Raw genomic sequence first — 24,694 nt, forward strand, 5'->3', positions numbered from 1 at the left:
CGGACGATCAGCGCTGCGCAGCGCTGAAGCTTTCCTGCTCGATCAGCCACTGGCCGTCGATCAGGCGGAACTGCAGAGTCTTGACCCCGCTGTCGGTCTTGCTGTTCGAGCGATATTGCTGCGTGAAGCTGGCGCTGACCCGCTGCGCATCAAGTTGGCGAATATCGGCCCGGCCAAGCGTCAGCTCGATTTCGCCGGCCTTGCCGATGACGCGCTGGCGTGCTGCCTGCCAGCGGGCCGGGCTGCTTTCGCCGGCCTTGAAACCCGGCGCGTAGAACGCCAGGTAAGCCGGCACGTCGCGGCTGGCCCAGGCTTGCCGCCAAGCGGCCAGCTGGCTGCGCACCGCCTCTTGCGGGTCGGGCATGGCGGCTGGCGCTGCACGGGGCTGCAGCGGCGCAGCCGGTGCTTCGCTGGCGCGGGCCGGGGGCGGTGCCGCGAACGTGGTTTGCGGTGGTGCATCGCCCGGCATTTCGGGCGGCGGCTTGATCTGCGTGCGTGTCGAGGCCGGCGCTTCCGGCGCGTCGAACAGGTAGGAACGCGTGCTGCTGCAGCCGCTCGTGCCGGCAACGACCAGCAGTAAAGCGGCAAGCAGCGTGCTGCGATTTTTCTGTGAAGACTGTCCCATGGTGTCACCCCCATTCCGTGTGAGGCTTGCAGCATATACGATCAGGATATTTTCGGCTGAACGCCGTGCCGCGCGCCGTGTCTTTATGCCGGAAGCGCGATTCAAACCTGCTAATATTGCCGCCTTCGCTGCAATGCAACAAAGGTTGTTCCGCTGATGTCCATTCCCGCTGACCGCATGAGTCCCGAAGAGCGCCGCGCCGGTGCTTCGCTGGCTTCCATCTTCGCCCTGCGCATGCTTGGGCTGTTCCTGATCCTGCCGGTCTTCTCCGTTTATGCCAAGACCCTGCCGGGCGGCGACAACCTGGCGCTGGTTGGTTTTGCGCTGGGCGCCTACGGCCTGACCCAGGCCATTTTCCAGATTCCCTACGGCATTGCCTCCGACATCTTCGGGCGTAAGCCAGTCATTGTCATCGGCCTGCTGATTTTTGCGCTGGGCAGCTTTGTCGCCGCCTGGGCGCCGGACATGAACTGGATCATCGTCGGTCGGGTTTTGCAGGGCGCCGGGGCGATTTCCGCCGCCGTCACCGCGCTGGCCGCCGACCTGACGCGGGAAGAACACCGCACCAAGGTCATGGCCATGATCGGCTCGTCGATCGGCCTGGTCTTTGCGCTCTCGCTGGTTGGCGCACCGATCCTTTACGGCTGGATCGGCATGGGCGGCCTGTTCTGCATGACCGGCGGGCTGGCGCTGGCCGCCATCATCCTGCTGCTCAAGGCCGTGCCGCCCGCCCCACCAACCAACGGCCATGAAAAGCTGCCGCTGCGCCGGGTGATTTTCGACAAGGATCTGCTGCGCCTCAACCTCGGCATCTTCGTGCTGCATATCGTGCAAATGGCCATGTTCGTCGTTCTGCCGCATGCGCTGGTCGACCACGGCGGGCTGGAAGCCGCCTCGCACTGGAAGGTTTATCTGCCTGCCGTGCTGGTTTCGTTTGCCGTGATGATTCCGGCGATCATCGCCGCCGAGCGCAAGGACAAGATGCGCCCGATCTTCCGCGCCGCCATCGGCCTGCTGGCCATCGTTCAAATCGGCCTGCTGTTTTTCGGCCAGAGTTTGTGGACGCTCTCGCTCTGGCTGCTGCTCTTTTTTGTCGCCTTCAATGTGCTGGAAGCCACGCTGCCGTCGCTCGTTTCGCGCACGGCACCGGCTGCGGCCAAAGGCGCTGCGCTGGGCGTTTACAACACGACGCAGGCCATCGGCCTGTTCATCGGCGGCGCAGCCGGCGGTTATGTGGCGCAAAATTTCGGTGATAATGCGGTTTTTGCGACCGCCGCCGTCCTGGCTGTTATCTGGCTGGTCGTTGCAAACTCAATGAATTTTCCGCGGCCGCGCACAGCGCCGGCAGCGACCCAAACTGTTTAGGAGAAAAGGGTAATGGCATCGGTAAACAAGGTGATTCTCGTCGGTAACCTGGGCAAGGACCCGGAAGTTCGCTACACCGCCAGCGGCGAAGCCATGTGCAACTTCACCCTGGCCACGACCGAATCCTGGCGCGACAAGGCGAGCGGCGAAAAGAAGGAACTGACCGAATGGCACCGCATTTCCTTCTTCGGCAAGCTGGCTGAAATCGCCGGCCAATACCTCAAAAAAGGCTCGCAGGTTTATGTCGAAGGCAGCCTGCGCACCCGCAAATGGACCGACAAGGATGGCCAGGAGCGTTACACCACCGAAATTCGCGGTGCTGAAATGACCATGCTTGGCTCGCGTCAAGGCATGGGCGCCCCGGCCTCGTCGGGCGGCGGCGGTGGCGGCGGTTACGACAACGAACCGGATTACTCGCCGGCCCCGGCCCGCGCCAACAAGCCGAAACCTTCGTTCGACGATCTCGGCGACGACATTCCGTTCTGAAGTACACCTGGTTTTAAAAAGTAAATAAAGCCCGGTAACCGTAATGGTTACCGGGCTTTTTCTTTGTTTCGCAAAGGTCACAGTTAAGGCTATGTGCCATTAGAAACGTATATGGGAAGGTGTGTTCCGGGAGGTGTTTTTGTGTACGTGGCCTATGCAACCTTGCCATTGATGGCTTTTTCAAGGGCATCCAGTTGCTCCACGATGTCTGCAAAAAGTGGAATTTGGCCGAAGATCATGTTGGCCATTGCGCGGTAATCAGCGGATACCGTTGCCAATACAGCATCACCGGGCAACAAGCGCAAGCTGCCTGGCGTGGCAAGATCGTAGCGCGCCCAAGCGCGTGGATAGAACCGTTGCTTGAACTCGACAACGTTGGCCAGTAAGGCTCGATTGGCGAGGGCTGTCACCTGTACCGGTGAGTCTGCCATCCGGGCCAGGTCGTAGTAATGGCGTGAATAGCGGGATGGCTGCGGCGTACCATCAGGACGATGCGCCTCCTGATGCAGGATGGTTGCCTTCTCCCAGAAAGTTCGCTCTGCACTGATCACCCGCACCGCCACTTCGCGCCGGTCAAACAAACCGGGAAACGCTTCTGCTGCATAAGCCGTAATCGTACGATTTTCATGTGGCAGCCAAGCAGCCAGCGGGCCAATTTCCAGCCTTACCTCGGGGCGCAAGTAGGTATCGGCAAAAGCCGCCGGATAGCGTACTTCGATCACATGCGGATCATCCTCGCCGATCCGGCATTCGGCGATACCGGCCAATGCCGTCGATAGTTCAGTCAGCAAGGGGCCGGCAATGTAAGCCTTGGCCTGCTCATTGATTGCTTCGTTGAATGCTGTTTGCCGGCTTTTCGAACGTTCGGCCAGCGGGTCGTCGTTGCCGAGCACCCGCCAGTCAAGAATCAGGTCGATATCTTCTGAAAACCGCTCGATCAAGCCATAAACCTTGGACAGGCTGGTACCCCCCTTGAACATCAGCAATCGAGCCAAGTTCGGTGTGGAAAACAGGCGGTCGAGGACCCAGGTTACCCAGAAATCCTTTTCAACCACTGCTGGCGTCATGCGAAGGCGGGCCGCTGCTTCAGAAAAGAGCTCGCGGCGTTGCGTGGCCGAAAGTTGAGCAACTTTCTTCATTCGCCGACCTCCTCGCAAACCTGCTTGATAATCTGCAAAATCCAGCCGCTGACAGTTCGCGTATCGTTGAGTACGGCATGGTGCAGCCTGGTTGGCAACCAGCGGCGCAGGGTATCGACAACAGTTGCATCTACCCGCTCCTTGCCGAGCGCCTTCAGTGCCTGGACCAGAAGGCCGCTCTCGCGAAATTTGAAACCGACATCCTTGAGCGGCGCCTTGCGAAAAGCCAGTACCTGTGGGCTATCTTCGCCAACCGGGTACTCTCGGCTCGGCCCGTCGGAAAGATAGACCCAGCGGCCTGGCACCTGTGTCGACAGGCCGAGCATGTTAAGAGCCGCCTCGCCTGAGGGTTGAATTCGCCAATTGAATTTGCGCGCCAGCGCCTCCGCAACTTGATCGATATCCGGGCTCAAGTTCTGGCCGAGTAGATCGCTGTAGCGCGGGTAATCATAAACCCCGTGGCAGACGCGACGAATCCGCCCCGAGCGGGCCAGCGTGGATAGCGCCTGATGGATATTGGTTTCACCAAAACCAGCAATAAAATCTGTTTTTGTAAATGCCCAACCCCTGCCGCGCCCATATATCCTGGAAAGTATCTTTTGTTCAATGGCTTGCATTAATCGAAGGATAGTTATTTTTCAGGAAAAAACCAGTGTTTTCCTGAAAAATAAAGCAATTCGAATGCGCTTGTTTGGTGACCAGGCATGGCGCAATACGACGGGCGATCTCCCGGTGAGATGTTTTTCTGCCAAGATATCTCGCTGAATACATATTTTTGCCGTAACGCGACAACTCCCCCCAAAATCAGCCCTCGTTGCCCGGCAAGCTTTAACCGGTCGATTGTCTGTTTTCCCCTGAAAAGCATATGAAATATCACCATGGTGATAGGGTTTTATGCCCCAATGCTGCGCTGCACGATATTTCTTTATCATTGTGGCGGGAAATGGGAAAATCGCGCGGTCGACCGCGCTAATCAGCTGATTTCAATGGGGGAAGGTCGACGTCAATACCAAGCACACAACTCATAAAACTTGCTGAATTCGAATTCATGTCGTCATCCAACGCACAAACCAAAATCTACGTAGCCGGTCATCGCGGCATGGTCGGCTCGGCCATCGTTCGCCAACTCAAGGCTGCCGGGCAGCAAAGCATTGTCACCCGCACCCATGCCGAGCTCGATCTGACCAACCAGGCTGCGGTCGACGCCTTTTTTGCCGCAGAAAAGCCGACGCAGGTGTACCTCGCCGCAGCCAAGGTCGGCGGCATCTACGCCAACAACACTTACCCGGCCCAGTTCATCTACGAAAACTTGATGATCCAGGCCAACATCATTCAGTCGGCCCACGCCCATGGCGTGCAAAAGCTGCTCTTTCTCGGCTCCAGCTGCATCTACCCCAAAGCCGTTGCCCAGCCGATGCGTGAAGACGCGCTGCTGACCGGCGTGCTCGAAGCCACCAACGAGCCTTACGCCATTGCCAAGATTGCCGGCATCAAGCTGTGCGAAAGCTACAACCGCCAATACGGCCGCGACTACCGCAGCGTGATGCCGACCAACCTCTACGGCCCCGGCGACAACTACCACCTGGCCAACAGCCACGTGCTGCCGGCGATGATCCGCAAGTTTCACCTGGCCAAGCTGGCCCGGGCCGGCGACCTTGCCGGCATTGAAGCCGACCAGCAACGCAAGGGCGAAATCCCGGCCGATATTTGCCAAATGATCGGCTTTAACGCGGTCGACCGCAGCATCAGCCCCAAAACCAGCGTAACGCTCTGGGGCACCGGCACACCGTACCGCGAGTTTCTGCACGTGGACGACATGGCCGCCGCCAGCATCTTCGTGATGAACCTGGACAAAGCCGGTTACGACGCCAACACCCAGCCCATGCTCAGCCATATCAACGTGGGCTACGGCAGCGACCTGACAATCAGGGAAGCCGCCCAACTGGTGGCCGAGGTGGTGGGCTATACCGGCAATATCGAATTCGACACCAGCAAGCCGGACGGCACCTTCCGCAAACTGATGGACAGCAGCCGTCTCGAAACACTGGGCTGGAAAGCCCGCATCGATCTCAAGCAAGGCTTGCAGCAAGCCTATGCGGATTACCAGGCCTGATCGTGAAGTTGGCCGAGGCATCACTGGCTCCCCTCGTTATTCCGATAGGGATCATTCCCGTTTCGGGTATGATTAACCCCAATATGGGTTTTTTAAAAGGGGGCGGTGCAATGCACAAAGACGGTTTGGGCAATGCCTTGTTTTCGATTACGCAGCAACGCGTACTCGGCTATCTATTTGGGCAGCCTGAGCGAACATTTTTTGCCAATGAACTGATTGCCTTGACGGGTGGCGGTACAGGTGCAGTACAACGGGAATTGAAGCGCCTGGAAAATAGCGGTTTGCTCCGTATCGAACGGCGTGGAAATCAAAAACACTACCAGGCCAACCCGGCTTCACCGATTTATCAGGAGCTTTGTGGCATCGTACAAAAAACCTTCGGTCTTGCCGGGCCATTGCGTGAAGCACTCGCCGAGTTTGGTGCGGAGATACGGGCAGCTTTTATCTATGGCTCTGTAGCCAAGAAAACCGACAGTGCGAGCAGCGATGTTGATCTGATGATCATCAGCGAAACACTGGCTTATGCCGACCTTTACGCTCGCGTGTCGCAGGTTGAAAACTTCCTCGGGCGGCAGATCAATCCAACGCTTTACAGCACAGCCGAAATACAACAGAGGGCAAGCAGCGACAACGCCTTCATCGTTCGAGTTTTGAGTCAGCCGAAAATCTGGCTCATAGGAGACGAGCATGTCATCGCCCCTTGAAAAACTCGCTACGCAAACAGGCAGCCTTGTATTTGAGCCAAAAGATGAAAATGAAACACGAGGGCTCATCAAGTCGGGCAAAACCCGTCTGCAAGACGCACAAAATGGCGACCTGTCGTTAGAGAGCAGATTTGATCTCGCTTACAACGCAGCCCACGCACTCTGCCTTGCCGCCCTGAGGCAGCAAGACTTTCGCGCAAAGAACCGTTACATCGTGTTTCAGGTTTTGCCCCATACATTGGGGCTGGGGCCAACGGTGTGGCGCATTCTTGCCAAGTGCCACGATATGCGGAATCTCTCAGAATACGAAGGAGATATCAGCATCAATGCGCGAATCGTTATTGATTTAATCGATGCGGCAAATCAAGTACTCACCGCACTTGAAAAACTCGTCGATCAAAAGATAAAACCGTGACAAAAAGTCACGCATTAGTAATAGCCGATCAACAAATGGAAAATCAACCATGACCACACAACAACCCAAAGTCGCCCTCATTACTGGTGTTACCGGCCAGGACGGTTCCTACCTGGCTGAATTCCTGCTCGAAAAGGGCTACGTGGTGCACGGCATCAAGCGCCGCGCCTCGCTGTTCAACACCCAGCGTGTCGACCACATCTACGAAGATCCACACATCGAAAACAGCCGCTTCAAGCTGCACTACGGCGATCTTTCCGACACCTCCAACCTGACGCGCATCCTGCAGGAAGTGCAGCCGGACGAGGTGTACAACCTGGGCGCCCAATCGCACGTGGCTGTCAGCTTCGAAGCGCCGGAATACACTGCCGACGTAGACGCCATCGGCACGCTGCGCCTGCTTGAAGCCATCCGCTTCCTGGGGCTGGAGAAGAAAACCAGGTTCTACCAGGCATCCACCTCCGAGCTTTACGGCCTGGTGCAGGAAACCCCGCAAAAGGAAACCACACCTTTCTACCCGCGCAGCCCCTACGCTGTAGCCAAGATGTACGCCTACTGGATCACCGTTAACTACCGCGAAGCCTATGGCATGTATGCCTGCAACGGCATTCTGTTCAACCACGAATCGCCGCGCCGTGGCGAAACCTTTGTCACCCGCAAGATCACCCGCGGCCTGGCCAACATTGCCCAGGGGCTGGAAAGCTGCCTGTACATGGGCAACATCGATTCGCTGCGCGACTGGGGCCACGCCAAGGACTACGTGCGCATGCAGTGGATGATGCTGCAGCAGGACACCCCGGAAGACTTCGTGATCGCCACCGGCGTGCAATACACCGTGCGCCAGTTCATCAGCTGGTCAGCCGAACACCTCGGCATCACGCTGCGCTTTGAAGGCACGGGCGTCGATGAAGTTGCCATCGTGGCCGCCATCAAGGGCGACAACGCACCCGCACTCAAGGTGGGCGACGTGATTGTGAAGATCGACCCGCGCTACTTCCGCCCGGCGGAAGTGGAAACCCTGCTCGGCGACCCGAGCAAGGCCAAACAGAAACTCGGCTGGGTGCCGGAAATCACCGTGCAGGAAATGTGCGAAGAAATGGTCGCAGCTGATCTGGAATCTGCCAAGCGCCATGCGCTGTTGAAAAAGCATGGGTTTGATGTGGCGGTTAGTACCGAGAGATGATATCGGTCAGATGATTAAGAAGCTAAATATTTTATCGAGCATATTTTTGCGAGGAGGGGGGGCAATATTTGCCCTCTTTTTGCAAATTTGGATAGTTAAAAACTACGGTGGAGATAACTACGGCAAGTATGTTTTGTTTTTAACGGTCTGTTCTTTGCTTTTGATATTTTCAAAATCAGGAGTTGAGGTTAATGTATTAAAAAATACAGCGATAAATATATCAAACAATAAAAATACAGATGGGTTGTTAATTAGTGGGCTGGTGTTCGTGTTAATAACATCAGTAGTGGTTGTAAGTGGAGTGATATATTTTGATGGCTTATTTGGTTTTTATATAGCGGACAAAAAATTTGGCGCTATAAATATATGGGCGTGTGTTTTTTTTCAGTGTGGGTATTACGTTTATCTTGGTTGGCTAAGAGGTGCGCGTAAATTTTTAAAAGCTGATTTTCTTGAAATGCTAGTCAAGAATGTGCTGCTATTTTTGGTGTTATATTTAGCTGTTTTTTTTGGATGGGGCGATAACCTCATATCTTTTTTTGTTGTCTCGTTATTGCTGTTTTTGGTAAGCGTTTTTTTGTCTTCCAAGGTTTCGATTGGAAAATTAGATAAATCCGAATTTGTAATGGTAGGTTCGAAGTACTTTGACTTTCTGATTTTGGGAGTTACAGGCTTTGTTTTCTTTCAGTTGGATACCTTAATTCTCGGAGCCTACTTAAGCGATTTTGAAGTAGGTGCCTACAATATGGTTTGTAATTTTGTAAGATTAATTATATTTGTCCCAATGGTTGTTGCATCACAGATGCAACCTAATGCTGCAGCGTACTATGCGCAAGGCGACTATAAAAAGTTAACTAAAATTTTTGTTCGGGCTCTTGGTGTGGGAGTGAGTTCAGCCGTCCTAGCCTATCTGTTTTTATGCATTTATGGTTCAAATATTCTTGGTATGGTCAATGAGAAATATTCATTTGCGGTTGATGTAATTTATTACCTTGGTGCGGCGCATTTGGTTAATTCGATAGTGCTTATTACGTCTTCAGTTTTAGTTGTGATAAATAAGTCACGATTGGCGATGCTTGCACAGCTGGTTTCAGGGGGGGTCGTATTTGCCTTGTACTTGTTATTAATACCAATATATGGAATGGTAGGTGCAGCAATATCTGTTTTTGTTGGTTTGATTATGGTTTTATTTTTGTATTTTGCATCATATTTAAATGGAGTTCGCAGTGCTTTCCGTCTACCCAAGGTTTAGTAAGTTAGATTTTATATTCTTCAGGCTCCTCGGGCCCGGATTGGGGAACTTGTTATTTCCTTGGGCTCGGGCGAAAATATTTGCGATGAAAAACAATTGCACGTTTATTACACCAACGTGGCCCCAGTTTAAAGTCGGACCTATTATTCGGAATGAGCCTGATAAAAGATTTTACACGGGTATGTTTCGTCCAGGTGTTTCTGAGGTTGGCGGCTTTGTCAAGTGTAAGAGAATTGTAATCGATAGAAAAATTCCGGAATCATCTATTGGTAAGGCTAGAGCTGGAGATATGATTGTTTTTGAGGGGTTAGGCGATTATTTTATGGATTTAATCGGCTATTCATCATTTTTAAAAAGCGAGTTTAAAAAAATATTAATTAGCAGTAATAATATTGATTCGCTTATGGATAAGTTAAATCCAAGAAAAAGTATTGCCGTGCACGTTCGATTTGGTGACTTTAAAGTGCCCACAGTATCTGATCTAGATAATGAAGTTAGAAATATCAGAATTCCAATTGAGTGGTATGTCGCTATCGTTAATCAACTCAACACTCACTACTCTGGTCAAGTGAAATTTAATGTATTTTCAGATGCGTCTGATTTTGAGTTAAGCCCCTTGCTCAGCTTGGATAATGTTTCTAGAGCATTAGGTGGAAATGCGGCTGAGGATATCCTCCTAATATCTGAACATGCATGCTTAATTGCATCGGCTTCGACATTTAGCATGTGGGGAGCATTCTTGGGGCAAATGCCAAGTATTTGGTATAAAGGATTAAAGCAGCAGTCCTTGAATGACAACTCTCAATGGGAGATTGAGGTTGGAATGTCAGATCAAATAGCCCCTATATTTATAGAAAATATTAAGTATGAATAATATTCTACACAGAATCCCATGGTTTGTTTTGCAAGGGGGTGTTCTGTCTATTGGATTTTCAGCATACAGAGATATCGGAGCAACTATATACGATATATTCTTTTTGGGCGCTGTTGCGATTTGGGTTTTATTTGGATTTCTTGGGTTCTCATTTAAAAATTTGAGCCCATTAGTTGGTGCTGGATTCCTAGCGTGCTTGTCCGGGTTTTTTATTTCAGATTTGTTTTCTGGCTATGTTTTTGATTCTTTAGTTCAGTTGTCAAAATTTTGTTTTTCATTTTTGGTTTTTTACTTGTGTCTGCCTATGTTGGTTAATTCGCAAGTACGTTTTTTTAATTTGATGTATGTATTAATGCTATCCGGAGCGATAAGTGGCATAGGGTCATTATTGCAAGCAACTATTGGTATTGGGAGTTTGGGGGGGCTTGAGCAATATGGTCGGATGACGGGATTTACAGAGCATCCAAATGAACTTGGTTTTCATTGTGCAATGGCATGTTTTGTATGCATATATATATTCCAGAATTCAAATTCAGCTCTTAAGACAACGGCATGCGCAATTAGTTTTTTGTTGTCGATGATTGGGCTGGTTCTTTCATCTTCAATGACGTCTGTTGGTGCGCTATTGGTTGCAATATTTATCTTAACATTTTATGAGTATAAAGATAAAAATTACATTTTTATAAAACAGTTGTTTTTTGTAGCCTTGGTTTCGATTTTTTGTGTGAGCTTATTTGCTGTTATTGGTGGCGAAAACAATATTGTAGATAGAATTGTCGGGCAAAAAGATTTGTCAACAGAGGAGGGGACTTTAGGTCTTCGATTTATTGTTTATGAGTTAGCTGTTGAGGATATTATAAATAATCCATTTGTTGGCGTAGGCAACTCAGACGAAGTTACTCTGTCATTGCTTGGTGATTACGTCCACAATATATTCCTTCGGTCTTTTAGAGAAGGAGGGATTCTCTCTTTTATCGGTATGCTTGGTATTTTTGCAGGAAGTTTCTCAAGCCTTTACGAAAAAACAGGTAATCCATGGTTACTTAAGTCTCGCAAGTACATGATTGCAATTTTCGCTTTGATACTTATAAGTGTTTCATTGTCTCCCGCCCTTTTTCAGCGAATTGTTTGGCTTTCTTTTGGCGTTTGTTTTTCATACTATGCATTGGTGGTTAGATTTAAATTGGGCTTTAAAATATAAAAATGTGCCGAGCGGTCTTTAATATAATATTTTTCGCATTTCTTTGTGGGGCGTGTGATTGCAAATCTGAAGAGCCTCCATTCGAGGTTAAAAGTGCTGGGTTTTCCACGCTGACTTACTCCCTTAACTATATTTGTGAACAAAAGTCTAGTGACCGATTGTTTGAGTTTAGGTTTTTTGGATGGAAATATAATAAAGATAATGATTATCTTGATGAGAATGGAAATCTTGTTGTAAGTGGAAGTAAAAAATTTGCGAATGGACATTTGGCAACAGCAACCCTAGATCAGAATGATCATGATTCATATGTCGGAACAGTTTTTAAGGGGGGGGCGTATTTTGAAATTGAGTTTAAATTCGACCCGTCAACTGTTAATACAAAAAATGGATGGCCATCGTTTTGGGCTATACCAATTGTTAATAACGGGAAAAAATTCGCCGGGTTGACTTGGCCTGGTGCCGCCGATAAATACGCAAATACTGTTGAAATAGATATATTCGAGTATAACCAATCAAATAAATTTTACTATGGTGGTGGTTTTCATAATTGGTATGGTGTCTACAATGAAACGTGCGTTCCAAATTTCTGTAGATATTCAATTCCTACGCGTGATAGTAAAAGATTTCCGGGTTTGTTTTTTGATTTTTCTAAATTTCATAGGTACGGATTACTATGGGTGCCCGCTACATCTTCAAGGCAAGGTAGCGCAACGTTTTTTGTTGATTCACATAAAGTAGGCATGGGGGTTACTTGGGATTATCGAGTTGATGATGATTTCGATTTGAAAAAATGGGAAAAAGGGTTTTCATCTATTGATCGCGAAAAATATATGCTTATTGTTGGAACCGGGTATGAACAACCACTTACAATTCGTTCTTTGAAGGTTTGGCAGAAGAATATGGATGGAAAAGAACAAATTAAATCCGATTTGATTGAGAATAAAAATTTAGTCTGTTTTTAATATGCTAATAGAAAATATATCGGTTCTTTTGGTTCTGTTTAAGAGGCCTGAATCTACAAGGGAGATTTTGAATTTCCTACTTAATTCTGGCGTTAGAAATTTATATATATCAATTGACTGTGCCCGCCCTCATGTTAAGGGTGAGGTTGAATTGGTTGAGCAAGTGAAATGTGTGGTTCACGAATTCTCGTCAAGATTTAATATAAAAACTCTTCTGGCGTCTAGAAATAATGGCGCAGGATTTGGAGTCTATTCATCAATAAATTGGTTTTTTGAAAATGTTGAAGAGGGTGTGATTATTGAAGATGACTGCCTACCCGCCGAAGGATTTCTAGAGTTTTGCAAGCGTGGTCTACATGAATACAGAACAAATAGGGAGGTTGGCTTTATTTCAGGGTGCCAGTTTGATAAACAGGTGCCAATGGACCAAGTTTGTTACACCATGATTCCGGTTACTTGGGGATGGGCAACATGGAAAGATAGGTGGATAGGTTTTGATCGAGATATTTCGAAATATGGCTTTTTGCAGCGCTTTCGGCTGATTAGTTCAATATCGTTGCCATGGAAGCAGCTAGGATATTTTTTGTTGTTGTTTAAATTGGCTGATCAACAAAAAATGAATGCATGGGATGTCCAATGGTGTTTGTACAATTGGGTTCTTCGGAGATATTCAATTTGCCCTCCTGGGATGCTAATTAAATATCTTGGGGTTGATTCAGTTGCAACTCACACATCGAAAGAAGTGCATTTGAATGCTATTAGACCGATAAAATTAAATGTTGCTGCATTGGACTATTCAATCGGTAATTTGCACCGTGCTTCTGATACTAAAATTGCAGCAGCTGTTCATGGTGCGGGTGGCGCCTTTAGGTTACTAAGAATGTTTGTTTCTATCTTTGTTCCAAGAACTCTGTTCTTTTCTATTAGGAAGTTTTTCCGATGATTGGTTCTGCTTCACCTGAGTCTGCTAGACCGATTCCCGGCTTTCTTCATCCATTAAGGTTATTTTTGAGGTGGGTTAGATTTGTTTTAATAAAATATCAGTCTCTTGGTAAGGATATAAGGGTTGGTAGAGGAACATATTTTGGTGCTAAGTGTATTGTGCATCCACCGGAGTTTTGTGTCGTTGCTGATAGGGTTTCTATTGGGCGCGAATTTTTCTTACAGGTTAATTGTACGATTGGTGAAGATACATTGATTTCATCAAGAGTTTCAATGGTGGGGAATGATCATGATTTTTCTGATAGAAAAAAAACTGTTTATTCTGGAAAGCGTTTGCCCCCATGCAAGGTAGTGGTAGGTAGAGATTGTTTGGTTGGTCACGGTGTTACGGTGGTTGGTAATATTCACATTGGTGATGGAGTAATTGTTGGCGCTGGGTCGGTGGTCACTAAAGATCTGCCTGAGTACACTATTTGCGTCGGTAATCCAGCAAAGCCAATCAAGGGGCGATATGACTGCAAATAATATTTTACTTCTTCAGACAGCGATTGGAGATTATAGGCAGGCATTCCTCGAAGAGGTGTTTAGCAGACTTGGTGATCGATTTTCTATAATGTGTGGTGATAGGTATTTTGAATCGTCTCTCATAACGGGTATTAAGAAGCCAATTGTTTATTCTAGTGTAAATAATTGTTTTGTTTTAAATCGTCGTTTTTTGTTTCAGTGGCGGGCGGTATTTCCTGCTGTAATGGCTGATGTGGTTGTCTTGGAATTGAATCCCAGAATAATAACAAATTGGATTGTTGTGTTTTTGCGAAAAATTTTTGGCAAGAAAACAATTTTTTGGGGGCATGCTTGGCCAAGGAAGGGTATCAGTTCTCACAGTGATGTTATTAGATCATTGATGCGCGCATTAAGCGATGTTCTCATCGTTTATACAGAAACTCAAAAGTCGCAGTTGCAAAAATATGGATTTGATTCTGGCCGCTTGATTGCTGCGCCCAATGCGCTATATAGAAAGCAGCAAATGCAATCAGTTGTTTCTAATAGAGATTCATTTATTTATGTGGGGCGATTGGTTGAGTCTAAAAAGATTCTTCTCGCCATTAAATCATTTTCTTTAATAAAAAATAGAAATATCGATGCCAAACTGCTTATTGTTGGTGATGGCCCGCTTAGAAGTGAGTGTGAAAATTTGGTTTCACGCTTAGGATTAAATGAATGCGTTTTGTTTTTTGGTCACATTTCTGACGAGTTAGAACTTGCTAAATTGTATAGTAGGTCAGTCAGTAGTTTGTCACCTGGCTACATCGGTTTGTCTATTACTCAAAGTTTAGGTTTTGGTGTTCCAGTTGTTATTTCAAGAGATGAGCCTCATGCACCTGAAATTGAGGCCGCAGTTGAGGGTGAAAATTGTATTTTTTTTGATACTGATTCAGAACAATCATTAGCTGATTCTATGATTTTGATTTGGAACGAAAGAAACAAATGGGCTGATTCAGCTGCTAAAATATCAGACAGTTGTAAAAATAATTATTCGGCTGAAATAATGGCGGATCGTTTCGTTGATGCGCTCAATAGGTGCGGCTTAGCCGTATGAGGATACTTTGTGTATCGTTGAATTTTTTTCCGGAGTTAACCGGAATTGGCAAATACTCCGGTGAAATGGTTGCGTGGCTTTCTTTACAAGGTCATGAACTCCATATTGTTACTACGCCACCTTATTACCCTGTATGGCGTGTCTCTGAGGGCTATTCGGCGAATGCTTATCAAATAGAGCCGCTTGGGGGGAGCCTTGTTTATCGTTGCCCCCTTTGGGTTCCCTCGCTGCCTGGTGGTTTGAAGCGTCTAATCCACTTGGCCAGCTTTGCTCTTTCCAGTCTGCCGATCATGCTGCGCCAGATTTTCTGGAAGCCCGATGTGGTCTGGATGGTGGCGCCGGCTTTCTTTTGTGCGCCTGGAACGTGGTTGACCGCGAAACTCTCCGGTGCGCCGGCCTGGATTCATGTTCAGGATTACGAGGTGGATGCCGCTTTTGATCTGGGCTTGCTCAAGGGCAAGTTGTTGCGCCGCATGGTGCTGGCTGTTGAGCGTTGGATGTTCCAGCGCTTTGATGTGGTGTCCACCATTTCTCACCGCATGCTGGAAAGAGCGGCAGACAAGGGCGTTGCTGCGAACCGGCTGGTTTTGTTTCCCAATTGGGTGGATATCTCTTCGGTTCGCCCCGAGATGCGCTGTGATGATTTTCGGGCTGAGTTGGGTGCCGCGCCCGATCAGGTGATTGCGCTGTATTCCGGCAATATGGGCGGCAAGCAGGGGTTGGAAATTCTGGCGCAGGCTGCGGCCTTGCTGCAGGCCAATCTCCGGCTGTTGTTCGTTTTCTGCGGCAATGGGGCTGGCCGGGCTGATCTGATGGCGCAATGCGCTGGTTTGCCCAATGTGCGCTTCCTCGATCTGCAGCCCTTGGAAAAGTTGGGGGCCATGCTGGCTTCGGCAGATATTCACCTGTTGCCGCAACGGGCCGATGCGGCGGATTTGGTCATGCCCAGCAAGTTGACCGGGATGCTGGCCAGTGGCCGTGCGGTGGTTGCTACCGCGCATGTCGGCACAGAGGTGGCGCGGGTGGTCGAGGGCTGCGGTCTGGTTGTGCCGCCGGAAAACCCCCGTGCCTTTGCCGATGCGATTGCTGCGCTGGCCGACGATGCCGAGATGCGCCAGCGTTATGGCGTGGCGGCACGGTGCTATGCCGAAGAAAATCTGGACAAGGAAACGGTGTTGCGACGGTTTGAGGCGGAGTTGATCAAATTGGCCCAAAAGTCGCGGTCGACCGCAGCAATCGGCTAATTTGCTTATCGGTTGCGGTTGGCGGTGCGGGAGCAATGGAGCAGCCGTGAACTTGAGCGACAGTTTAAGACTGCCTTGTTTGAGCGTACGGTGCTTGGTCCGGCAAAAATGTCAGCAGTGCTGTCACAAATTCATCCAGAGGCATTGAGTGTGTTCAAGGATAGTTATGTGCTGGATTTGCTGTTCTTTCACCGGGGGCTGATTGTCTGGTCGCCATTGAATTGAAAATTGGCCGCTTTGAACCTGAATATTTGGGGAAGCGGGCTGCGCATGAAATTGGCTGGTTTGATTTGACTTAGAATTGGCCTGGTTAATTTTGGGAGTGGTGTGATGCGCTTGAGTAAATTCGAGGGTGAAACCTTGGTACAGGCCGCACGAATTTCTTTTGAGCCAGATGCCGTTGTGCGCTTGTTTGGTTCGCGTCTTGATGATGCAGGCCGGGGGGGCGACATTGATTTGCTGGTTGAAACCCGCATGACGGATGCCCGCCTGATTGCGCAGGCGCATACCCGCTTCTTGTCTTTTGTTTATGCTCGGCTTGGTGAGCAAAAAATTGACCTCTTGATTGATTTTCCAACTCGGCAACAGGATGCGCCAATTTATGCGATTGCCCGTAGGGAGGGCGTATTGCTATGACAGATGTAATCTTGCTTCGCTTGCTGGATGCTTGGCGTCAATGTGAACGGCATTTGCATCATCTTCACCATGCGCTAGCGGCAATTACCCCGTTGTTGCCTGTGTCGCCGGATAGGGTTGCAGCGATGGATGACGAGACTGTGCAGGATTGGGATCAGTTCATTCTGCGTTTTACCAAACTGCAGGATGCCATGGGCGCGCGCTTGTACCCGGCTTTGTTGGCTTATCTTCAAGAGCCTTATGAGGACCGGCCCATGTTGGATAAGTTACATCGTCTGGAAAAGCTGGCTTTTCTCGAATCTGTGGATGAGTGGCATACGTTGCGGGCAGTCAGAAACCACTTTGCCCATGATTACCCTGAGGATGATGCTTTGAAGGCGGCTTATTTGAATGAGGCGGTCGGGGCCGTACAAATATTGAATGCATTGCTGGCTCGTGTTGAGCCGGTCATCCAGCCCCTGCTCAAATAGGCCGCGAAGCTTTGTAGTACACAATTTTTAGCGTACTACAATTTTAATTGTCATTTTACGGTGGGTGATGGGGGTAATCGCTGAGGTGGGGCTGCGTCAGCGATGGCCTGCCCGATGAAATTTTCGGGCTAAAATGCGCGCTGATCCTGCGCCCGCGTTCTTGTATTGATGGCTCAGGTTCAAGTGGCCGATGCAGCTTGCATCGCACCGATTGCCGTCAAGGATAAAGACATGTCCAACGCTACTACTTTCAAGATTCTCGAAGACATCGCCCGTGATCTGTCGGGGGAGGAAATCACCTTCCCGACTTTTCTCGATATCACCTTCCAGGTGCGCACCGCGCTGAAAGACCCGAATCTGAGCGTCGAGCAACTGGCCAAGCTGGTCGGGGCCGAGCCGCTGATGAGCGCCAAGATCATTCGCATGTCCAATTCGGTGGCGCTCAATCCTTCCGGGCGCGAGATCGCCGATGTGAAGAGCGCGATTGTCCGGGTGGGGATGGAGGCGGTGCGTACGGTGTCGTTTGCGGTGGCCATGGAGCAGTTGCTCAAGTCCAAGCAGATGCATGCCTTTGAGGATATTTCGAAGAAGCTCTGGGAGCATTCTTCGCATGTGGCGGCGTTGTGCCGCGTGCTGGCGCGCAAGCTGGCCAAGATCAATGGCGACGAGGCGATGTTTGCCGGTCTGGTGCATGACCTCGGCGTCTTCTATTTGATGTCGCGGGCGGCCAATTTCCCCGAGATCGCCAATGACCGCCCCGAGCTGCACGCGCTGCTGGTCGATTGGCACGACAACATCGGCCACGCGCTGCTTTCGGCGCTGGGTCTGCCGGAATCGGTGGTGACGGCGGTGCAGGAGCACGAAACGGATCGGCCGATCACCGAGATCAAGACTTTGTCCGAGGTGCTTTATGTCGCCAACAAGATCGCCAACCGTTCGGCGTGCTGGCGCGATACCTCGCTGAGTGGCGCGGTCGACACCTCGATGCTGGATGAAATTTTCGATCCGGCCATGCTGGCCGAAATCATCGAAGAGTCGCAGGAAGAAGTTCAGTCGCTGAAATCGGCGCTGGGTGGCTAATGTTTTGGCGGTCCGGCCGATGATCGGCGGGCCGAAGTTTGCACCATGTTCAGAGCGATTTGAGTCGCCGGTGTTTCAAGGGGTTTTATGAGCAGTAGTCACGATATGGCCGTCGATGCGACTGGCAAGCGTCTTGCCGGTCTGGCCCTGGCCGCCCTCGGGGTGGTTTATGGCGACATCGGCACCAGCCCGCTGTATGCGGTGAAAGAGGTTTTTGCCGGCAATCATCCGATTCCGGTCACCGAAGCCAATATTTTCGGCAGCCTCTCGCTCTTCTTCTGGGCGCTGATCATCATTGTTTCGATCAAATACGTCATCTTCATCATGCGGGCCGACAACCGGGGTGAAGGCGGGGTGATGGCGATGATCGCGCTGGCCTTGCACGATGCGCAGGGCAAACCGTGGCAGATGAAGGCGATCATGATCGTCGGCATCCTCGGCGCGGCGATGTTCTACGGCGACGGTATGGTGACGCCGGCGATGTCGGTGCTTTCAGCGGTCGAGGGGCTGGAGGTGATTACCCCGGCGCTCAAGTCTTTTGTGATTCCAATCACCATGCTGGTGCTGTTCGGCCTGTTTTTTGTCCAGCGCAGCGGTACGGCGGTGGTCGGCGCGTTTTTCGGGCCGATCATGGTGCTGTGGTTTGCAACGCTGGCTTTGCTCGGGATCAACAGCATCGTTGAACATCCGGCCATTCTCTCGGCAATGAACCCGGCTTACGGGCTGGAGTTCCTCTTCGCCAACAAGGCCATGGCGCTGGTGGCGATGGGTAATGTGGTGCTGGCGGTGACCGGTGCCGAGGCGCTCTATGCCGATATGGGGCATTTTGGCCGCAAGCCTATCCAGCGTGCCTGGTTTGCCTTTGTACTGCCGGCGCTGGTGCTCAATTATTTCGGTCAGGGCGCGTTGATCCTGGCCGAGCCGGAAGCTGCGGCCAACCCATTCTTCCATCTCGCGCCGGATTGGGCGCTGGTGCCGCTGGTCGGCCTGGCCACGGTGGCGACGGTGATTGCTTCGCAGGCGGTGATTTCCGGCGCGTTCTCGGTGACGCGTCAGGCCATGCAACTGGGCTTCGTGCCGCGCATGGAGGTGCAGCACACGTCCGACAAGGAAGCCGGCCAGATCTACCTGCCGGCGGTTAACTGGGGCTTGATGGCAGCGGTGATGATCCTCGTGCTCGGCTTCAAGTCGTCGAACAATCTGGCCGCAGCCTACGGTATTGCGGTGACCGGCGATATGGTGATCACCTCGTTGCTCGCCACGGTGGTCGTCGCCCGTTCGTGGAAGTGGGGCTGGACGCGCGCCGTGCTGCTGTTCTCGTGCTTTCTGTCGGTCGAGCTGGTGTTTCTGGCCGCCAACATTCTCAAAATTCCTGATGGCGGCTGGTTCCCGCTGGTCGCCGGGATGGGCGTCTTCATCCTGATGACCACCTGGAAGCGTGGCCGCCAGTTGCTGGCCGACCGTCTCAAGGGCGAAAGGCTGGAACTGTCGATGTTCATCGAGTCGCTGGCTTCGTCGATGCCGACGCGCGTCGCAGGCACCTCGGTCTTTCTCAATGCCGACCCCAAGGGCGTGCCGCATGCCCTGCTGCATAACCTGATGCACAACAAGGTGCTGCATGAGCGCGTGGTGCTCGTTTCGGTGCAGTTCTTCGACGTGCCTTACGTGCCGGATATCGACCGGATCGAAGTGCGCCAGTTGAAGGAGAATTTCTGGAGCGTGGTGATCCAGTACGGCTTCAAGGATGAGCCGGATATTCCCGAGGCGCTGCAGCTCTGTGCCGATTCGGGGCTGGAATTCAATTCGCTCGAAACCTCGTATTTCATCGGCCGCGAAACGCTGATCCCGCGTCTGGGTTCCGAAATGGCCTTCTGGCGCGAGAAAATCTTCATCGCCATGTTCCGCAACGCCGGCTCGGCAACCGCCTTCTTCAAGATCCCGAGCAACCGGGTGGTCGAACTGGGGACTCAGGTGGTTTTGTAACTCGGCCAGTTGCCGCTTGCGAAAGCCCCTCGGAAAACGGTTGTTTTCCGAGGGGCTTTTTTTATGGACGAAATTTTCTTAACTATTTGAATTATTAGTGTTTTCAGGACAAATCAAGGGCGTCATTGTTTTTCCTGAAAAAACATATGTGCCGAGTTCAAATGCAACAAGGCTAAATTCACCGAGTGCGTCAATGCTGTATTCAGCGTGATTGAAGAACGCCTTCCCCATTTCGGTTTCGACCAGATCAAGGTTTTCCCGGCACGGGTCAGGGATTTGCTGGACACGTTGCGATAGCGCAAAAAAAAACGCCGAAGATTTCTCTTCGGCGTTTTGTCTTCAGGCTACAGGATTACAGCCGGACCATCAGCAGCGAGGTGTGGGCAATCCGCACCAGGTTTTCAGCCACCGAGCCGACCAGCAGGCGGGCAAAGCCGCGCCGGCCGTGGGTGCCGACAATGATCAGGTCGGCACCGAAAGCTTCGGCGCCATGTGCGATCTGTTCGGCAACGCGCAGGTCGGTCGCTTCCAGCAGGCGGGTTTCGGTGTTGACGCCGGCGGCGGCAGCCAGCTTGCCGGCGTTGTCGAGCAGGGCTTGCGAGCTGTCGCGAATGGCTTGCTTGGTGCGGTCGACATCGATGTAGCTGCCCAATCCCATGCCGTGCTGGGCGAGCAGGCTTTCATCGGCAGCGTGGGCAATGCACAGCGCGGCGTTGCTGGTCTTGGCCAACTGGATGGCTTCGTCCAGCGCCTTTTGCGAGGTCGGGCTGTCGTCGATGGCGACGAAGATTTTCTGATACATGTTGCGTCTCCGGATCAGTGGGGAATCATGGCCGTGAAGGGCCAGACGTAGGCTTGCAGCGTGATGAAAACACCCATCAGGCTGGCCAGTGCAATCGAGTGGAAGAAGACGTAGCGCAGGATCTCGCCTTCATGGCCGTACCAGTGGGTGGCGGTGGAGGCGACGACGATGGATTGTGCGTCGACCATCTTGCCCATCACGCCGCCGGAGGTGTTGGCAGCAGCCATCAGTACCGGCGAGATGCCGAGTTGTTCGGCGGTGGTCCGTTGCAGGCCGCCGAAGAGCACGTTGGAGGCGGTGTCGGAACCGGTCAGCGCTACACCCAGCCAGCCCAGGAAGGTGCCGAAGAAGGGATAGAACACGCCGGTGAAGGCGAAGGCCAGGCCGAGCGAGGCGTCGATGCCGGCGAAGCGGGTCAGGTAGCCGAGCGAGAGCATGGCGACAATGGTGGTCAGCGAGTAGCGCACCATCCAGATCGTCTTGCCGTATTGCTTGGCCAGTTGCAGCGGCCCGTAGCCCATCAGCAGGCCAGCCAGGATGGCGGAGAGGAAAATGCCGGAGCCGGTGGTGGTGAACCAGTTCAGCTTGTAGGCGGCTTCTTCCTTCTTCACTTTTGGAACGACCGGCGGCACTTTTTCGATCTTCTCGTGGATGTCTTCAAACTTGAAAACCGGGGCGAGGAAGGTGTTGCCGGTTACTTTCGGCTGTCCCTTGGCGTCGAGCACTTGCTGGCCGTTTTCAAGCACCGGCACGGTATCGACTGCCTTCTTGAATTCCGGCAGACCCCAGATGAAGACGAACACGGTGAGCACGATCCACGGCATCCAGGCGCGGCGAACAGCGGCGGCGCCGTGTTGTTGCGGGATGTCGCCGGCTTCCGGATGGGCTTCGCCGCCGTCGGCTTCATGGCCGACCAGCTTGGCGGAGGTCCAGACCTTCTTCGGCTTCCATACCTTGAGGAAGCCGACCAGGGCGCCCATCGAAACCAGCGAGGCGATCACGTCGACCAGCATCGGGCCGTGGTAGTTGGAAACCAGGAACTGGGTGATGGCGAAGGAGCCGCCAGCCACGACAATCGCCGGCCAGATCTGCATCATGCCCTTGCGACCGGCAAAGGCCCAGATCAGCCAGAACGGAACGAGCAGCGAGAAGAAGGGCAGCTGACGGCCAACCATCGAGGAGAGCAGCATTTCATCCAGGCCGGTGACCTTGGCCAGCGTGATGATCGGCGTGCCGAGCGCGCCGTAGGCAACCGGGGCGGTGTTGGCGATCAGGGCCAGGCCGGAGGCGGCGAGCGGCGAAAAGCCGAGGCCGATCAGCACGGCGCCGGTCACGGCGACCGGGGTGCCGAAGCCGGCAGCACCTTCGAAGAAGGCGCCGAAGCAGAAGGCGATCAGCAGCAGTTGCAGGCGGCGGTCATCGGTGATGCCGGCGATTGAGTCCTGCAGCACCTTGAAGGAACCGTTTTCCGTGGTCAGACGGTGCAGGAAGATGATGTTCAGGACGATCCAGCCAATCGGCACGAGGCCGTTGACAGCGCCGAACAGCGCGGCATCGCCCGCCATGTTGGCCGGCATGTGGAAGCCGAAAACGGCGATGAGCAGCGCAGAAACCAGCGCGAGGATGGCGGCGACATGCGCCTTGACGTGGAAGAAAGCCAGTGCGGCGAGCATGACGACGACCGGAACGGACGCCAGAAGCGCGGACAGCCCGATGCTGCCCAATGGATCGTAAATTTGTTGCCAAACCATTCTTTAACCCCTTTGGTCATACCAATCGGCTGTTATTAAAGCCATCCTGGTATGTGTGCATTAAATAAAATCACCCGTTTTTATTGGCTGCTGCGGGTGTTTCAAAAATTTGCTACGAAAGAATCTTCATCTGCTACATGCGAATTCGGAAAACGGTAAATTGGTAATACCAATAATCCGGGCGACCAGAAGCTTACCGAAGGTTGGCAATGGTTTGAATTAGGGATTGCCCGATGTTTTGATCGTCGGCTGTCTTGCGGCTGGACGATCAGGGGCGGCGCTGCTGACGGGCGGCGGATTCGGCCCGGATTGATGCGGCGCAGGAGGGGAAACCCTTGCGGGAAAACCCCACGTGGAGTGCGCCATTAATTGGTCTAAAGTGCGCGAATGCTTGCTGCTTGAGCGTTACCGGGCTTTAGGTTCAATTCATCATGAATATTGTTTTAATTACGCTGGCCGGCGTTGTCGTCGTGGTTGCCATTGTCTGGCTATCGTTGCGCGACAAAAAACTGCGCGCGCCGCTGGATACGCCAAGGCCGGCGCCGCACTCCGCTCGCAAGCCCTGAGCCAGCAGCATGGCCGCACCCCGGCCATGCCATATCGAACCATCTGACCGCAGCCCGGCAGGTCGGCCGCTCAGGAAAACACCCGTCGCCGAACCGTATTTCCCCTGGCTTATAGCCGGCGAATCTTTTCGAGCAGGGCGGTGGTCGATTTCTGGTGGATGAAGGGGATTGAGTGGACACTGCCGCCCCAACCGCGAACTTCGTTGCAGCCGACAATTTTTTCGACCGGCCAGTCGCCGCCCTTGACCAGGATTTCCGGGCGGCATTCGAGGATGCGCTGGAGCGGGGTGTCTTCGTCGAACCAGGTGACCAGTGCGACACAGCCGAGTGAGGCCATCACGGCGAGGCGGTCTTCCAGCGCGTTGACTGGGCGGTCGTCGCCTTTGCCGAGGCGCTTGACCGAGGCGTCGCTGTTCAGTGCGACAACCATGCTGGTGCCGAGGGCTGCGGCTTGCGCCAGATAGGTGACATGGCCGCGGTGCAGGATGTCGAAGCAGCCGTTGGTGAAGACGAGCGGACGGGCGATTTGGGCGGCTCGCGCGGTCAACTCGCCGGGCGGGCAGATTTTCGATTCGAAATTCGGGGCGGCGTAGGTCATGGCGGGTCCGGCAGTGTGAACAGGTCGCCATTTTAGAGGTATCGACCTTGCTGCGGCGCAGAGTCACGTTAGAATCGCGCATCATTTTTAACGGCAGTTCCTTGTTTTGAAGGAGGTTCATCTATGTCCGGTCACGGTTTTCATGTTCACGGCCCACACGATCACGAAGTCGAACACGTTGCCCAGCATGGCGGCGACAGCTTTACTTCCCGGCTGGCGGTGCTGACCGCGTTGCTGTCTACGGTGGGTGCCATTTTTGGTTACATGGGCGGGCATTCGCAGAATTCGGCGCTGCTCTACAAGAACGAGGCGGCGATCCAGAAAACCTCGGCGTCGAACCAGTGGAATTATTACCAGGCCAAGAGCAACAAGCAGAATCTGGCCGAGCTTTCGATCACGCTGACGACCGGTGAGAACCAGGAGAAGTTCAAGGCGGCGGTCGAGCGTTACAAGAAGGAAAAGGAAGAAATCAAGGCCGAGGCCGACAAGCTGGAAGATGCCGCCAAGGAAGCCGACAAGAAGAGCGAGGCCGAAATGCACGTGCATGAGCGCTGGGCGCTGGCCACGACGCTGCTCCAGATCGCCATTGCGCTGTCGGCCATTACCCTGCTGACGCGCAAGCGCTGGCTGCTTGTCGGGGTTTACGGCTCGACCGCGCTGGGGCTGGTGGTCGGGGTGATGGGTTATCTCCACCTTTGACGGC

The 24,694-nt window shown here is 52.3% G+C and carries 27 protein-coding genes; 21 read left to right on the top strand and 6 right to left on the bottom strand.

Annotated elements, in window-relative coordinates; genetic code table 11:
• Positions 1–7 precede the first annotated feature (7 nt).
• Positions 8–625: a hypothetical protein gene (locus GBK02_RS04300; protein WP_203468521.1), complete on the bottom strand. Its 618-nt coding sequence runs from the start codon at positions 623–625 to the stop codon at positions 8–10.
• A 156-nt stretch (positions 626–781) separates the two neighbouring features.
• Here GBK02_RS04300 and GBK02_RS04305 point away from each other — a divergent pair, with 156 nt between their 5' ends.
• Both GBK02_RS04305 and ssb read left to right on the top strand, forming a co-directional pair.
• On the top strand, positions 782–1,990 hold the full coding sequence (locus GBK02_RS04305) for an MFS transporter (RefSeq protein ID WP_239003166.1): 1,209 nt from the start codon (positions 782–784) through the stop codon (positions 1,988–1,990).
• A 12-nt stretch (positions 1,991–2,002) separates the two neighbouring features.
• Positions 2,003–2,476 carry a single-stranded DNA-binding protein gene (gene ssb / locus GBK02_RS04310; protein WP_203468522.1) on the top strand — a complete coding sequence of 158 codons (474 nt, stop codon included), beginning with the start codon at positions 2,003–2,005 and terminating at the stop codon, positions 2,474–2,476.
• Between the two features lie 152 nt (positions 2,477–2,628).
• Here the strand turns inward: ssb and GBK02_RS04315 are convergent, their stop codons facing one another.
• Positions 2,629–3,615, bottom strand: a complete 987-nt coding sequence (locus GBK02_RS04315; protein WP_203468523.1) for a nucleotidyl transferase AbiEii/AbiGii toxin family protein — start codon at positions 3,613–3,615, stop codon at positions 2,629–2,631.
• Complete coding sequence (locus tag GBK02_RS04320) at positions 3,612–4,232, bottom strand: DUF6088 family protein (protein ID WP_203468524.1); 621 nt, start codon at positions 4,230–4,232, stop codon at positions 3,612–3,614. The genes GBK02_RS04315 and GBK02_RS04320 overlap by 4 nt, the downstream gene beginning before the upstream one ends.
• 431 nt (positions 4,233–4,663) lie before the next feature.
• Between GBK02_RS04320 and GBK02_RS04325 the strand changes: the two genes are divergently transcribed.
• The 17 genes from GBK02_RS04325 to GBK02_RS04405 all read left to right on the top strand — a co-directional run bounded on the left by GBK02_RS04325 (position 4,664) and on the right by GBK02_RS04405 (position 20,274).
• Positions 4,664–5,728 carry a GDP-L-fucose synthase gene (locus GBK02_RS04325; protein ID WP_203468525.1) on the top strand — a complete coding sequence of 355 codons (1,065 nt, stop codon included), beginning with the start codon at positions 4,664–4,666 and terminating at the stop codon, positions 5,726–5,728.
• A gap of 2 nt (positions 5,729–5,730) precedes the next feature.
• Entirely contained in the window at positions 5,731–6,432 is a 702-nt protein-coding gene (locus GBK02_RS04330; RefSeq protein ID WP_203468526.1) for a nucleotidyltransferase domain-containing protein, read from the top strand.
• Positions 6,416–6,847: a hypothetical protein gene (locus GBK02_RS04335; protein ID WP_203468527.1), complete on the top strand. Its 432-nt coding sequence runs from the start codon at positions 6,416–6,418 to the stop codon at positions 6,845–6,847. Before GBK02_RS04330 ends, GBK02_RS04335 begins: the two co-directional genes overlap by 17 nt.
• Before the next feature lie 49 nt (positions 6,848–6,896).
• Positions 6,897–8,030 carry a GDP-mannose 4,6-dehydratase gene (gene gmd, locus GBK02_RS04340; protein WP_203468528.1) on the top strand — a complete coding sequence of 378 codons (1,134 nt, stop codon included), beginning with the start codon at positions 6,897–6,899 and terminating at the stop codon, positions 8,028–8,030.
• On the top strand, positions 7,996–9,282 hold the full coding sequence (locus tag GBK02_RS04345) for a lipopolysaccharide biosynthesis protein (protein ID WP_203468529.1): 1,287 nt from the start codon (positions 7,996–7,998) through the stop codon (positions 9,280–9,282). The genes gmd and GBK02_RS04345 overlap by 35 nt, the downstream gene beginning before the upstream one ends.
• A gap of 85 nt (positions 9,283–9,367) precedes the next feature.
• Positions 9,368–10,156 carry an alpha-1,2-fucosyltransferase gene (locus tag GBK02_RS04350; RefSeq protein ID WP_203468530.1) on the top strand — a complete coding sequence of 263 codons (789 nt, stop codon included), beginning with the start codon at positions 9,368–9,370 and terminating at the stop codon, positions 10,154–10,156.
• Positions 10,149–11,357 (top strand): O-antigen ligase, encoded by a 1,209-nt coding sequence (locus GBK02_RS04355; protein WP_203468531.1) that lies wholly within the window; start codon positions 10,149–10,151, stop codon positions 11,355–11,357. The genes GBK02_RS04350 and GBK02_RS04355 overlap by 8 nt, the downstream gene beginning before the upstream one ends.
• A gap of 158 nt (positions 11,358–11,515) precedes the next feature.
• The gene (locus GBK02_RS04360) at positions 11,516–12,319 is read left to right on the top strand and encodes a hypothetical protein (protein WP_203468532.1); all 804 of its coding nucleotides are present in this window, start codon (positions 11,516–11,518) and stop codon (positions 12,317–12,319) included.
• Between the two features lie 67 nt (positions 12,320–12,386).
• On the top strand, positions 12,387–13,262 hold the full coding sequence (locus tag GBK02_RS04365) for a hypothetical protein (protein WP_203468533.1): 876 nt from the start codon (positions 12,387–12,389) through the stop codon (positions 13,260–13,262).
• A complete protein-coding gene (locus GBK02_RS04370; protein WP_203468534.1) occupies positions 13,259–13,786 on the top strand; it encodes a DapH/DapD/GlmU-related protein in 528 nt (175 codons plus the stop codon). The genes GBK02_RS04365 and GBK02_RS04370 overlap by 4 nt, the downstream gene beginning before the upstream one ends.
• Complete coding sequence (locus GBK02_RS04375; protein WP_203468535.1) at positions 13,773–14,861, top strand: glycosyltransferase family 4 protein; 1,089 nt, start codon at positions 13,773–13,775, stop codon at positions 14,859–14,861. Before GBK02_RS04370 ends, GBK02_RS04375 begins: the two co-directional genes overlap by 14 nt.
• A complete protein-coding gene (locus tag GBK02_RS04380; RefSeq protein ID WP_239003167.1) occupies positions 14,858–16,105 on the top strand; it encodes a glycosyltransferase WbuB in 1,248 nt (415 codons plus the stop codon). Before GBK02_RS04375 ends, GBK02_RS04380 begins: the two co-directional genes overlap by 4 nt.
• Positions 16,106–16,180: 75 nt before the next feature.
• Positions 16,181–16,330 carry a hypothetical protein gene (locus GBK02_RS04385; protein WP_203468537.1) on the top strand — a complete coding sequence of 50 codons (150 nt, stop codon included), beginning with the start codon at positions 16,181–16,183 and terminating at the stop codon, positions 16,328–16,330.
• A 111-nt stretch (positions 16,331–16,441) separates the two neighbouring features.
• Entirely contained in the window at positions 16,442–16,741 is a 300-nt protein-coding gene (locus GBK02_RS04390; RefSeq protein ID WP_203468538.1) for a nucleotidyltransferase domain-containing protein, read from the top strand.
• Complete coding sequence (locus GBK02_RS04395; RefSeq protein WP_203468539.1) at positions 16,738–17,211, top strand: hypothetical protein; 474 nt, start codon at positions 16,738–16,740, stop codon at positions 17,209–17,211. Before GBK02_RS04390 ends, GBK02_RS04395 begins: the two co-directional genes overlap by 4 nt.
• Before the next feature lie 231 nt (positions 17,212–17,442).
• Positions 17,443–18,291, top strand: coding sequence for an HDOD domain-containing protein (locus GBK02_RS04400; protein WP_203468540.1), 849 nt, complete (start codon positions 17,443–17,445; stop codon positions 18,289–18,291).
• Between the two features lie 87 nt (positions 18,292–18,378).
• Positions 18,379–20,274 (top strand): potassium transporter Kup, encoded by a 1,896-nt coding sequence (locus GBK02_RS04405; RefSeq protein WP_239003168.1) that lies wholly within the window; start codon positions 18,379–18,381, stop codon positions 20,272–20,274.
• A gap of 352 nt (positions 20,275–20,626) precedes the next feature.
• Here GBK02_RS04405 and GBK02_RS04410 read toward each other — a convergent pair whose 3' ends face one another.
• Both GBK02_RS04410 and GBK02_RS04415 read right to left on the bottom strand, forming a co-directional pair.
• Positions 20,627–21,076 (bottom strand): universal stress protein, encoded by a 450-nt coding sequence (locus GBK02_RS04410; RefSeq protein ID WP_203468541.1) that lies wholly within the window; start codon positions 21,074–21,076, stop codon positions 20,627–20,629.
• Between the two features lie 14 nt (positions 21,077–21,090).
• Positions 21,091–22,827 (bottom strand): L-lactate permease, encoded by a 1,737-nt coding sequence (locus GBK02_RS04415; protein ID WP_203468542.1) that lies wholly within the window; start codon positions 22,825–22,827, stop codon positions 21,091–21,093.
• A 431-nt stretch (positions 22,828–23,258) separates the two neighbouring features.
• Here GBK02_RS04415 and GBK02_RS16965 point away from each other — a divergent pair, with 431 nt between their 5' ends.
• Positions 23,259–23,393, top strand: a complete 135-nt coding sequence (locus GBK02_RS16965) for a hypothetical protein (RefSeq protein ID WP_256435914.1) — start codon at positions 23,259–23,261, stop codon at positions 23,391–23,393.
• Positions 23,394–23,502: 109 nt separating this feature from the next.
• Here GBK02_RS16965 and rfaE2 read toward each other — a convergent pair whose 3' ends face one another.
• A complete protein-coding gene (gene rfaE2, locus GBK02_RS04420) occupies positions 23,503–23,991 on the bottom strand; it encodes a D-glycero-beta-D-manno-heptose 1-phosphate adenylyltransferase (RefSeq protein ID WP_203468543.1) in 489 nt (162 codons plus the stop codon).
• 123 nt (positions 23,992–24,114) lie between these two features.
• Between rfaE2 and GBK02_RS04425 the strand changes: the two genes are divergently transcribed.
• Positions 24,115–24,690, top strand: coding sequence for a DUF4337 domain-containing protein (locus GBK02_RS04425; RefSeq protein ID WP_203468544.1), 576 nt, complete (start codon positions 24,115–24,117; stop codon positions 24,688–24,690).
• The last annotated feature ends 4 nt before the right edge of the window (positions 24,691–24,694 follow it).

Origin of the sequence: Dechloromonas sp. TW-R-39-2 (assembly GCF_016864195.1) — a bacterium.
Lineage (GTDB): Bacteria > Pseudomonadota > Gammaproteobacteria > Burkholderiales > Rhodocyclaceae > Azonexus.